The sequence below is a fragment of the Acinetobacter sp. SM34 genome (assembly GCF_022012365.1).
GTDB lineage: Bacteria > Pseudomonadota > Gammaproteobacteria > Pseudomonadales > Moraxellaceae > Acinetobacter.
In genome coordinates this window covers 60,014-71,634 of record NZ_JAKLTP010000015.1, presented here as the reverse complement: position 1 = coordinate 71,634, position 11,621 = coordinate 60,014, and the positions used below count along the sequence as shown (strand labels likewise).

The 11,621-nt window shown below is 42.8% G+C and carries 14 protein-coding genes; 11 read left to right on the top strand and 3 right to left on the bottom strand.

The window, feature by feature from the left end:
* The 6 genes from LZZ98_RS12905 (at position 1) to LZZ98_RS12880 (ending at position 4,802) form a co-directional block, all read left to right on the top strand.
* Positions 1-1,554, top strand: coding sequence for a fimbrial protein (locus LZZ98_RS12905; RefSeq protein ID WP_237788196.1), 1,554 nt, complete (start codon positions 1-3; stop codon positions 1,552-1,554).
* Positions 1,551-2,312, top strand: coding sequence for a fimbrial biogenesis chaperone (locus LZZ98_RS12900; RefSeq protein WP_237788195.1), 762 nt, complete (start codon positions 1,551-1,553; stop codon positions 2,310-2,312). Before LZZ98_RS12905 ends, LZZ98_RS12900 begins: the two co-directional genes overlap by 4 nt.
* A 368-nt stretch (positions 2,313-2,680) precedes the next feature.
* On the top strand, positions 2,681-3,115 hold the full coding sequence (arsC, locus tag LZZ98_RS12895; RefSeq protein ID WP_237788194.1) for an arsenate reductase (glutaredoxin): 435 nt from the start codon (positions 2,681-2,683) through the stop codon (positions 3,113-3,115).
* A 120-nt stretch (positions 3,116-3,235) separates the two neighbouring features.
* A complete protein-coding gene (locus LZZ98_RS12890) occupies positions 3,236-3,523 on the top strand; it encodes an ArsR/SmtB family transcription factor (RefSeq protein ID WP_237788193.1) in 288 nt (95 codons plus the stop codon).
* Positions 3,524-4,543, top strand: a complete 1,020-nt coding sequence (locus LZZ98_RS12885) for a permease (protein ID WP_237788192.1) — start codon at positions 3,524-3,526, stop codon at positions 4,541-4,543.
* A 19-nt stretch (positions 4,544-4,562) separates the two neighbouring features.
* A complete protein-coding gene (locus LZZ98_RS12880) occupies positions 4,563-4,802 on the top strand; it encodes a thioredoxin family protein (RefSeq protein ID WP_237788191.1) in 240 nt (79 codons plus the stop codon).
* Between the two features lie 83 nt (positions 4,803-4,885).
* Here LZZ98_RS12880 and LZZ98_RS12875 read toward each other — a convergent pair whose 3' ends face one another.
* Entirely contained in the window at positions 4,886-5,341 is a 456-nt protein-coding gene (locus LZZ98_RS12875) for a universal stress protein (RefSeq protein WP_237788190.1), read from the bottom strand.
* Positions 5,342-5,526: 185 nt separating this feature from the next.
* On the opposite strand from LZZ98_RS12875, the gene LZZ98_RS12870 reads away from it, so the two are divergent.
* The 5 genes from LZZ98_RS12870 to LZZ98_RS12850 all read left to right on the top strand — a co-directional run bounded on the left by LZZ98_RS12870 (position 5,527) and on the right by LZZ98_RS12850 (position 9,273).
* Positions 5,527-5,847 (top strand): metalloregulator ArsR/SmtB family transcription factor, encoded by a 321-nt coding sequence (locus LZZ98_RS12870; protein WP_237788189.1) that lies wholly within the window; start codon positions 5,527-5,529, stop codon positions 5,845-5,847.
* Positions 5,848-5,853: 6 nt separating this feature from the next.
* Positions 5,854-6,324 (top strand): arsenate reductase ArsC, encoded by a 471-nt coding sequence (locus LZZ98_RS12865; protein WP_237788188.1) that lies wholly within the window; start codon positions 5,854-5,856, stop codon positions 6,322-6,324.
* A gap of 11 nt (positions 6,325-6,335) precedes the next feature.
* Entirely contained in the window at positions 6,336-7,370 is a 1,035-nt protein-coding gene (gene arsB, locus LZZ98_RS12860) for an ACR3 family arsenite efflux transporter (protein ID WP_237788187.1), read from the top strand.
* Between the two features lie 22 nt (positions 7,371-7,392).
* Positions 7,393-8,097, top strand: a complete 705-nt coding sequence (arsH, locus tag LZZ98_RS12855; protein ID WP_237788186.1) for an arsenical resistance protein ArsH — start codon at positions 7,393-7,395, stop codon at positions 8,095-8,097.
* Positions 8,098-8,211: 114 nt separating this feature from the next.
* Positions 8,212-9,273: an ArsO family NAD(P)H-dependent flavin-containing monooxygenase gene (locus LZZ98_RS12850; RefSeq protein WP_237788185.1), complete on the top strand. Its 1,062-nt coding sequence runs from the start codon at positions 8,212-8,214 to the stop codon at positions 9,271-9,273.
* Between the two features lie 280 nt (positions 9,274-9,553).
* Here LZZ98_RS12850 and LZZ98_RS12845 read toward each other — a convergent pair whose 3' ends face one another.
* Both LZZ98_RS12845 and LZZ98_RS15510 read right to left on the bottom strand, forming a co-directional pair.
* Complete coding sequence (locus LZZ98_RS12845; protein WP_237788184.1) at positions 9,554-11,302, bottom strand: hypothetical protein; 1,749 nt, start codon at positions 11,300-11,302, stop codon at positions 9,554-9,556.
* Positions 11,303-11,432: 130 nt separating this feature from the next.
* The gene (locus LZZ98_RS15510; RefSeq protein WP_269091841.1) at positions 11,433-11,567 is read right to left on the bottom strand and encodes a hypothetical protein; all 135 of its coding nucleotides are present in this window, start codon (positions 11,565-11,567) and stop codon (positions 11,433-11,435) included.
* Positions 11,568-11,621: the final 54 nt, after the last annotated feature.

Here is an 11,621-nt window from a genome sequence, read left to right as displayed (position 1 = left end):
ATGAATGATAAGTTTTATATTCTGCTCAAACTTTTTTTTGTAATGCTGTTAATGAGTATTGGTATTACTGTACAGGCACAATGTTACTTTGTTAACTACATTACAGGGGAGACGACTACCCTGGATAATAATAAAACTACGAATACTAATGATAATTCTGCAGCAAAGATTCCAATAGGAAATTTGCACCTTTACAATAATACGATTCAACCGGTAGGGACTAAGCTCGCAGAGATATCTGTTGCTGCAACAGAATATAAAATTAAAAATGTAGGTACTGAAACGATTTTATGGCGTTGTAATACTGCCACTGATGTTAATTATATCAAGCTTCTGGTTGCCACGAATGGCGATGATCGAGTTGGTGGACATAATCTCGTTGATCCTACCGATGTTGGCGGTGCGTCAAATGTTTATTATACATGGTTTAAAGGAATTGGCATTCGTCAAACCATGATGGATATTCCTTTAACAAGAACTTGGAAAAGTATTCCAATAAACTACGATGTTGGGGATAGAGATACATTCAGTCCAACTGAATGTCCCAAGGGCTGGTATTGTATTCGCTTAAGACATATCCCTACTTTGCAAGTTGAATTTTTTAAAGTAGCTGGTACTCCCCCTGCATTATTAAACCCTTCTTTTTACTGTGATTCTGTTACTGAAGGAGGAACGATTGGTATGGGGGAGTCAGGAAATTATAAATGTGGGCAACCCTCATTATATATTCAATTAGCAGATGATAAAGGTGGAATACTTGATACAGTTGACAATCCTGTACATTTCCTGCATGACATTGAAGGAGATGATTCTGCTTCCCATTTTGATTTTTATGGTCCTGAAAATGGTTTTGGTTATACCTTATATAATGCAGCATTCCTTGTCCCTGCTGCAAACACCTGCTGGGCGACCACTGCTAATACGCAGACAGTTACTTTACCTTTGACCACGACGACTCATCTGGATACAGGTGGAGAAGTGTTTGCAGATTTTCAAATCCAGATTGCATGTACGGGAAATGTGACTGCTGGCCTGAATACTGGTCAATTTGCTGTCGGGATTCAGGCTTCTCAAGCCAGCTATACTCAGGCACAAGCTTTAGGACTGGTCAATGCCAATAACAGGGTGACTGCACTGGTTTCGGATGACTATTCTACCAATGCATCTCGAGCTAAAAATGTCGGGATTTTCCTCTACAAAGATAGTGGCAGTACACTGATGAACTTTGTCGGACAGCCGGGATATACAGGTAGTGGCTTTCCCAATACCACCAATACTGGTGGAGGGATTAGCATACATTATTCTTGTGATTGGACAGCTCCAATTATTCCCGGAACAGGTGGTAGCACGAATGTTTGCTATTTAGGGAATGCTATTAATTACCCAAGTGGCATTAATGCGGGTTGGTATAATTTTCCAGATCTTACCCAATCTTCTGGAGACAAGACCACCAATATTCCACTACGTGCTGTATTAAAAAAACTTCCTGCTGCTGGAGCAGTGACGGCGGGCTCCGTGCTTGCAACTGCCCATGTGCTGGTAAAAATGCAATGAAGTCAATTCTACGCTTATGCTGTATAAGCTTACTCGCTCACAGTGTGGCACGGGCAGGTATTTTGCCTGCCTCTAGCAGGGTCATTTATGCAGAACAGAGCAAGGAACAATCCTTGCTACTGGCCAATAGCAATGACTATCCTGTTGTTGTACAAATATGGGTAGATGAGGGTTCCGGTAATCTCGATCTTGCCAAAGCCCCTTTTGTAGTGTTGCCAGCAATATTTAAGATGAACCCCAAAGGTATTCAGGCAATACGTATCGTGCAGAATGGCGATGCCATGCCAACCGATCGTGAATCAGTCTATTGGCTCAATCTGTATGAAATCGCAGGGAAGACACCTGAGCAAACTCAGCCGGTCGGTGAAAATCAGGCACGTTTAGATCTGGCAATGAATACCCAGCTGAAAATTTTTTATCGCCCAGCCAGCTTGGCCAAAATGAATATTGAACAAATTGCTGCACAGCTGCGTTTTTCCTTACAGCAATCTGGAGGGCAGTGGTTTTTACTTTGTCATAATCCTACACCCTACCATATTTCATTTACCGGACTAAAAGTGATTCAAGGTCAGCAGTCCAGAGCTGTTGCAAAACAGATGGATATGATGACCCCTACACAAGCGAATCGTATCTATCCCTTAGAGCAGGCTCCGCAGTCTGCCAAATTTGATCGCATTGAATTCACACTTTTGGATGATCAGGGAACCATGCGCAATGGCCTATTTGATCCGAAAATGAATCGCACACAGCTGAAATAAAATTGTTTTGCAACAATCAAGGGCTGTCTGTCGAACATTTACCGGTTGTTTATATAAAATCATTGTAAAAAATTATTTAGTTAAATATTAATAGCCTAAAGGAAAGTTGCAGAGCTGCAGAAGTTGTTTTAGCAATTATTATTGTTCCACGGTCAATACCGGCTCATGGTTTCAAGGTATTGTGCAGCGTATTTGAATAAATCTATAGTCAGATCCAATAATCTAAATATGAGATGGTCACATTTGGAAGAGGCGTCAAATGTTTGTGGACTTTCATTATCAGGTGAGTGCTATAAATGAATATATTGCATATTGCGTATATTCGAATGTTCATATATAACAGGCTATCTGTTTAAGAGATTATACTCATGGATCAAATGCCAAAAATCCAAATCTATCATAATCCTGCATGTGGAACTTCTCGCAACACCTTAGCGCTGATTCGTAACGCAGGAATTGAACCAGAAGTGATTGAGTATCTGGTCACTCCACCTTCGAAAGAGCAGTTGATCAAACTGATTCAGGATTCCGGCTTAAGCGTTCGTGAAGTGTTGCGTAAAAATGTGGATCCTTATACCGAATTGAATCTAGATGATGCCAGCTGGACAGATGAGAAACTGATTGAGGCTATGCTGGAACATCCGATCCTGATTAACCGCCCATTGGTCGTCACAGATATAGGTACACGTTTATGTCGCCCGTCAGAGCTGGTTCTGGATATCCTGCCTTCACCACAATTAAAAGCTTTTGCCAAAGAAGATGGTGAAGTCATCATTGATGAACACGGTAATCGTATGAAATAAAAAGACTCCGAGACGAAAAGGCTCAACTTGGTTGGGCTTTTTTTATGCGAAAAAACACATTGACGATGATCAATATAAGTTACATACTCAATACGATAAGTCACTGATGGATAAAAATAATTGGACAATGAGCAAGCAGTTTACCTGTATCAGGTTTTGACGGATACTACCCGTCTTCAGATCTTGCAGATGCTACAGGCAGGGGAATGTTGTGCATGCGAATTGCTACAGAATCTGGCGATTACCCAGTCCACATTATCTCACCACATGAAATGCCTAACCAACTCCGGTTTGGTCCAGCGCAGAAAAGATGGACGCTGGATGTACTATTCTCTTAATCCCATTCGTGCTGAAGAACTATGTGTATTTACACAAGCGCTTTTATTCAGCCCAAACCAGGAGCTTTGAATGGAAAGCATAATCGCGATTTTTGCCTGGCTCAATGATGTCCTGCTTAAAATGACCTGGCTGTCCAATGGGGTACGCTGGCTGGTTGAAAATGTATTCGGTTTATCGGTCGCAACCCGACTTGGTGGCAGTATTCATTTCTTTATCTATGATGTGTTCAAGATTTTTATTCTGTTATCAGTCTTGATCTATACCCTGTCATATATCCAGAGTTATTTTCCACCTGAACGTACCCGACAGATTTTAGGCCGAATGACCGGGATTAAAGCCAATATCATGGGGGCTTTACTCGGAACCATTACCCCATTTTGTTCCTGTTCTTCCATTCCGCTGTTTATCGGTTTTACCCGTGCCGGGCTTCCAGTGGGTGTGACCTTTTCATTTCTAATTTCATCTCCGTTAGTTGATCTGGCTTCAATTATTCTATTGGCCAGTATTTTTAACTGGAAAATCGCCATAGTTTATGTACTACTCGGTTTGATACTGGCAGTACTAGGAGGATCATTGATTAGCTATTTAAAAATGGAAAAGTATGTGGCTGAGTTTGTAACCCATAATCAGGCAGTACAAGAAGATGAAGATTTCAGTATGACTGCAAAAGAGCGGCGTACATTTGCTTGGGAACAGGTGGTCGAAATTTTTAGCAAGGTTTGGCTGTATGTGCTAATCGGAGTAGGGATTGGCGCAGCGATTCACAACTGGATTCCTGAACAATGGATTACGGCCTTGCTTGGCCAGGAACACTGGTACTCCGTATTGGTCGCGACCATTGTGGGTATGCCGATGTATGCGGATATTTTTGGTACCTTGCCGATCGCGGAAGCTTTAGTGGCGAAGGGTGTGGGCTTAGGTACAGTATTGGCCTTTATGATGGCGGTAACAGCTCTCTCCTTGCCATCCCTGATCCTGTTAAAACAAGTGGTAAAAACCCGCTTATTGAGCCTGTTTGTTGGGATTATTTTTGTGGGAATCTTGATTATTGGTTATAGCCTGAATACTTTTGGTTACTGGTTTTTATAAAACGTTTGGAGAATAAAATATGCAAATTAAAGTCGTCGGTACAGGCTGTCTTAAATGTAAAGCACTCTTGGCAGCGACAGAGGAAGCAGTCAAAAGCACCGGTGTGCAAGCTGAAATTGAATATGTCACTGACATGATGCAGATTGCTGAAACCGGTCTGTTAAGTACCCCAGGTCTGATTATTGACAATAAAATCGTGTCGAGTGGTAAAGTTCTGGAAGCTCAAGCTGTAGCAGAACTGATTGAGAAAAATAAATAACTTCAGAAATCACGCCTTATTAAAAAAAACCAGTGGTTCAGGCCACTGGTTTTTGTATTGAATGAACAAAAAAATCAGGTTCGTTATTGTTTCACAATTAACACTGGTAATTTGGCCAGCTTTAATACCTCTTCAGCCACACTGCCCAAAGTGAGTTTCTGGATACCTTTTCGCCGATGCGATCCCATCACAATCAGAGCAGCTCCTGCTTCCTCTGCTGCTTTTACAATAGTTTGCGCAGAAACTTCAGCTTTAATCAGTTGAGTTTTAACTTCACTTGCCCCTGAGTCTGCTGATAATTTCTCTGCTTCAACTAAGGCCTGTGTTGCATTACGACAAGCTTCATCAAAAAATACTTTCATGGTCGCTGAGTCTGCACCGAAGTAATAAAAATCGGTATTGGTAAACGGATTTTCTTCGACGATGCTGATAATCGTGAGTTTGCTATCCATAGCAGCAGCTATAATAGAGGCTTGCTTGACTGCCGCTAGCGCCGGATCAGAACCGTCAATGAGTACTAAAATATTTTTATCAGTCATTCGATATTCCTTAAAGTTTCTAATCGTTAAGATTTTCTTTATTCACAACACAAAATATGAAATGGATGATTTTGTAATCGGCATATTTCTAGCCTCATTATAATCATCCGTTTATAATTTTGAACTTATACTATTTACTATATATGCGGATATGTATATATTTGCATAACAGGATAGGAGCAGCTATGGACCACGTTCAGTTTTTTAAATGTTTATCCGATGAGACACGTCTCAGTATTGTCATGCTGATTGCAGAAAATAAAGAGCAATGCGTCTGTGATCTGACCGATAAACTCCAGTTAAGCCAGCCGAAAATTTCACGCCATCTGGCCTTGTTGCGTTCTTGTGGTTTGTTAAATGACCGTCGTCAAAGCCAGTGGGTGTATTACAGCATCAATCCACAATTGCCTGCGTGGTGCTTTGAAATTCTTGATGCGCTCAAACGTAGTCATGCTCCAGTTTTATTTAATCCATCTGCTCTGCCGATCCAGAGCCATTGCGAGTAAATTTTCATGAAATTTTTGTTTTTGTGCACGGGCAACAGTTGCCGCAGTATTCTGTCTGAAGTGTTGTTCAATAGCCGTGCGCCAGAAGGCTGGGTGGCTTACAGTGCTGGCAGCAAACCTTCCGGTCAGGTTCATCCTTTAACGATCAAGACCTTACAGAACCTCGGTCTATCTACTGAAGGTTTGTCGAGTAAAACGATTGATGCTTGCGAACAATATCAGCCAGAGGTGGTGATTACCGTGTGTGATGCTGCGGCACAGGAAGCTTGCCCACTATATTTGGGTGGAGCAATCAAGGCACACTGGGGGCTATCTGATCCTTCACACCTAGACTTGCCTGAAGAAGAAAAATTACAGGCTTTCTTGACCACTGTCGACCATATCAATAAACGCCTAGATGCTTTATTTGCCTTGGATACCGAAAAAATGAGCCGTCCGGAGCTCATTGCTGAAATCAATAAAATTTCTCATATTTAATCGAGCAGATCATGTCTAAACAAGGTTTATCCTTTTTAGATCGCAACCTGACGCTATGGATCTTTGTGGCCATGGCATTGGGTGTTGCGATTGGGGTGGTATTTCCACAAGCATCAACAGAACTGGATGCCATGAGCGTCAACTCGGTCAATCTGCCGATTGCGATTGGTCTGATTCTGATGATGTATCCGCCGTTGGCCAAAGTGGATTACGCGACACTGCCACAAGTTTTTCAGGATAAGAAAACCCTGGCTTTGTCATTAATCCAGAACTGGCTGATTGCCCCGGTACTGATGTTTGTCTTGGCAATCGTCTTTTTGAGCGATTATCCGGAATATATGACCGGCCTGATCCTGATCGGTTTGGCGCGCTGTATTGCCATGGTACTGATCTGGAACGGTTTGGCTTGCGGTGATAACCAATATGGTGCGGCACTGGTGGCTTTTAACAGTATTTTCCAAATTCTGTTCTTTAGTAGTTATGCCTGGTTCTTCCTGACCTATTTACCGCCATTTTTTGGGGTAGAAGGGCATGTGATCAATGTCGATTTTTGGACCATTGCCAATGCAGTATTGATCTACCTGGGTATTCCATTTCTGATGGGTTTCCTGACCCGTCTGTCTTTGGTCAAAGCCAAAGGGCTGGACTGGTATCAGACGAAATTCCTGCCAAAAATTGGCCCATTGAGCTTGCTTGCGCTGCTGTTCACTATTGTGGCGATGTTTAGTCTCAAAGGTGCGGATGTGCTGAGTTTACCTTTGGATGTACTGCGTATTGCGATTCCATTGACCATTTACTTTGTATTGATGTTCTTTGTCAGCTTCTTCATGAGCAAATGGATGGGTAATGATTATCCGAAAACCACGGCTATTTCCTTTACCGCAGCAGGGAATAATTTTGAGTTGGCCCTGGCGGTTGCGATTGCCACCTTTGGTCTGGCTTCTCCGATCGCATTTACCACGATCATTGGTCCTTTGGTGGAAGTGCCGGTGCTGATTTCCTTGGTCAGCGTGTCTTTGTGGCTAAAGAAAAAATATTTTGCTTAAAAACAATTGGGATGAAATTTTCATGACACTGCCGAATATCGAATTAGACTTGCTGGAAAAACCAAGCTTTGAACAGGTGCAAGCCAAGCAGCTTGAGCATCCACCGCGTATTCTTTTACTGTACGGTTCGAATCGTGAGCGTTCTTATAGCCGTTTGGCTGCACTTGAAGCGGGACGTATTCTGGAATATTTCGGTGCGGAAGTGAAAATATTTCATCCTAAGGGACTGCCACTGCCTGAAGATGCGGACATGAACCATCCTAAAGTGAAGGAATTACATGAGCTTTTAGCTTGGGCGGAAGGCATGGTCTGGTGTTCGCCGGAGCGACATGGCTCGATGAGTTCAATTCTCAAGGCACAGATTGACTGGATTCCACTGGCGGCTGGAGCCATTCGTGCCACACAGGGCAAAACCTTGGCGCTGATGCAGGTCTGTGGTGGTTCTCAATCCTTTAATGCGGTCAATCAAATGCGGATTTTGGGGCGCTGGATGCGCATGATCACGATTCCAAACCAGTCATCTGTGGCTAAAGCCTTCCTGGAATTTGACGAAGATGGCCGCATGAAACCCTCTGCTTATTACGACCGAATTGTGGATGTGATGGAGGAGCTGTATAAGTTTACCTTGCTGACCCGTGGGCAAAGTGCTTATCTGACCAACCGTTATTCGGAACGCAAGGAATCGGCTGAAGAGCTCTCTAAACGGGTGAATCAGCGCAGTTTGTAAGGCAGGATTCATTTTTACTCATGCTGTCCTATCAATAAGATAAATAGGTTGGAACCCGCTGCAAAAGCGGGATTCTGCCTTAAACACAACAGAAAAATGTAAGGGGAAAAGATTTTGGATGCAACACAGACTGCAACGGAAGTGATCATCATTGGTGCTGGACAGGCTGGTTTGTCCATGGCCTATTTTTTAAAGCGCAAGAACATTCCGTTTATTCTCCTGGATGATCAGTCTCAGCCCGGAGGTGCCTGGCGGCATGCCTGGGAGTCCTTGCGTCTTTTTTCCCCGAACAGCTGGAGTTCCCTGTCGGGCTGGATGATGCCGGCAACCGAACAGACCTATCCGACCCGTAACGAAGTGATCGATTATTTGACAGCCTATGAACAGCGTTATCACTTTCCCGTAATTCGTCCCGTGCATGTGGATCGTGTGGAAAGCAAGGGCCAGTATTTAGAGGTCTATGCCGGGGAACGATGCTGGAAAGCCAAAGCAGTGGTGAGTGCCACGGGAACATGGAGTCAACCCTTTATTCCCGAATATGCCGGTCGTGAACATTTTCAGGGTATGCAACTGCATTCGGCAGATTATCTCAATGCCGAACCCTTTAAGGGCAAAAAAGTCATGGTGGTAGGCGGTGGAAATTCTGGTGCGCAAATCCTGGCAGAAGTATCTTTGGTTGCCGAAACGCTTTGGATCACCCAGACACCACCGCAGTTTCTGGCAGATGATGTCGACGGCCGTGTCCTGTTCTTAAGGGCGACTGAGCGCCTGAAAGCCCAGCAGGAAGGGAGAAGCATCGAGCAGCCGATTGGTGGGTTGGGCGATATTGTCATGATTGATTCAGTCAAAGCGGCACGTGAGCGAGGCGTTTTACAGAGCAAGCGTCCATTTTCGGCATTTACAGAACATGGCGTGATTTGGGACGATGGATCTGCTCAACAGGTGGATGCGGTGATCTGGTGTACTGGATTTAAAGCGGCACTGAATCATCTCGGTAGCCTCGGGATTATTCAGCAGGACCATACCATTGCGGTTTATAATGGTCGTTCGGTTCAGGTGCCGAATTTATGGCTGCTGGGCTATGGAGAATGGACCGGTGCTGCTTCGGCAACGCTGGTCGGGGTTTCCCGCACAGCTAAGGCGGTGGCGGAAGACATCGCCGTATTTCTAGCCTAAGATATTTAATCCTGTCCCAAAGTAGAGCAGATTGAGTATATAACGTCTGCCTACTATCAGCCCTGAAAAAGTAATCAGCCTGTGCCTTATACGCTCATGTTGAAATGCTTGGATTGCTGCTATAAAATTTTCTAAAATTAATCATGCCTGTTGAGCAGGGAAGAACCGGGTTTAAAGACCTGTCCAAATAACCAGCTTGCCGTAACTTTTTCAGCACCAAAATCAACTCTTAAATACGCTCGTTGATTTACCTTCCTCTTGATAGTTCACCAGTCTTGTCTTAGGTCTTTTGTGACAATTTCCAACTCTTTGCAGAGAGCAGAAATTCATAGTTTAATGCCATGAGGATGCTCTGCATATTAAAGTTATTGCGGTCTTCAGGTAACTGTAACAGAAGCGGTAAACGTGTTACCCCATTTTCACCATTCGCAAAGGCATAATGCCGTACTTTAGAGTCAATCACCGAAATTAAATTCTTCGCTTCCAGATAAATACTCTCTTGAGAGGCCTGTTTTTGAATAGCAATAATTCTAATATAGCAACGATCTCGAACCTCGATCAGATTCTGTTTTAATTCATTGATCTTCAATTCATGATTTTCAGATTTTTTAAACAGCCGTTTAAGAAAACTGCTATTTTCGGCATTTTGCATTTCGCGTTCTAACTGGCGTATGTGCTGCTGGATCTGGCGGGTTTGTTCCATCGCGCTATTGAGCAGTTCCCTGATTTCCTGAGCGGGGGCTGAAACCGCGCGTAGCTGTTGCTGATACTGAAATTCATCGTGAAAGATTACAAAGATTTGGGCACGACGTTGTTCCAGTAATTTTAAATAGGCAATTAAGCGATATTTGAACAGACGCGCATGCGGATTAAACTGCAGCATCGGTTGCTGTGATAAAATTTCCAGTTGATGCAGAAACTCATTGATTAACCTTAAAATATTTAAATAGCAATATTCTAGTTCATCGGTATGTTGCACACTGTTTTTTAAGCCTTTTAGAAAGGGTTCAAGAATATTTAAGGATAAATCTTTCTCTAGGATTTCCAGATGTTCTTTCACCAGGTGATCGATGGAAAAACTTTGAATATTTAAAATTTCTTTTAAACTCGGGATGAGCCTGTGCTGATTATATTCATGCAGGGATTCAACCAGTTCCACAATATGCGAATTCATTTTGCGTTGAATACCAATGATTTGGGTCATCAACTGTTTAAAATTTTCAAAATAATCTGCTTGATCCAGCTGTTGTGGGTCAAGAACCAAACCACTGATATAGAATCGGTCTTCTTTACCAAAGTTTTCTTCGGTTAAAAAGCGGCGAATTGAATAGGCAGAAACTGAACTGTCGTAGGTGCTGCTCAGGACAAAATAATATTGAAAGGTTTTGATAATTTCAAAGTCGCGAACGCGTTGTTGCTGAATAAAATAATCCTGAAAAATTACCAGTTCCTGTTCGACATATTCACTTGGCAAAATATGGGCAAACCAGCTTCCCAAAATTTCACTTTTCATAAAAATTTCAAAGATAAAAGTTCGAACCTGCTCAATATCCAAATGCCGGTGATTTTCAGAAACACTAAAATCTAGGTCCCGAATAATCAGGGTAGCGTCATACAGAAAGGCTTTTTTGATCAGTTGCTGTGCCTGAATGTCTGCTGAATGTTCCAGATCAATCTGGTTAATTTCACGCACAATACTTTCTAGGTAATCGGCAATCTGAAAGTCTGTTTGATAGCCTTGCAGATAGCTGAATGTACTCTTTATTCTGTGCGCGAGTTGCAGTAATTCGGAGTTGTGCGTGTCAAGCTGAAGATTTTTTAGGCTAGTATGACCTTTAAACTCAAAGGTCTGGGTCAGGTAATTCCATGCGATATTCTTGGCTTTTAGGTACTGGTCTTCTATTTTCTGATGCAATGCCTGCGGCGTCGTCGAGAGGATGGACTGCAGTTGTTGTTGCCAATGCTTATCGAGAATAGGATCAATTTGTTTTAATTTTACCCGCAGCTGATAAGGAATATATGTTTGCATGGGAATCCAAAAACCTTGTAATAAGTTCAAACTTTTAGGGAAAATAAGTCATGTGATTTATATAATAAATATAAGTCTTAACTGGGAATATAGCATAAAAAAAATCGATATCGGCGGTGTTCATTGCTGGTTAAATGATCTGAACCTGTGCTGAGCGTAAAAATGCAGGAACCCCGCGACTCCAAGTAATCTGGTACCCTGCATGTTCAGGCCATTTTCCTGGAATCATCAGTTCAGGCAGAACAGCGATGAATGCCCAAAGCATACTTCGGCAAGCATTGACATCCTTTCCGTACTACATTTTCAGTGCATTCGTCGA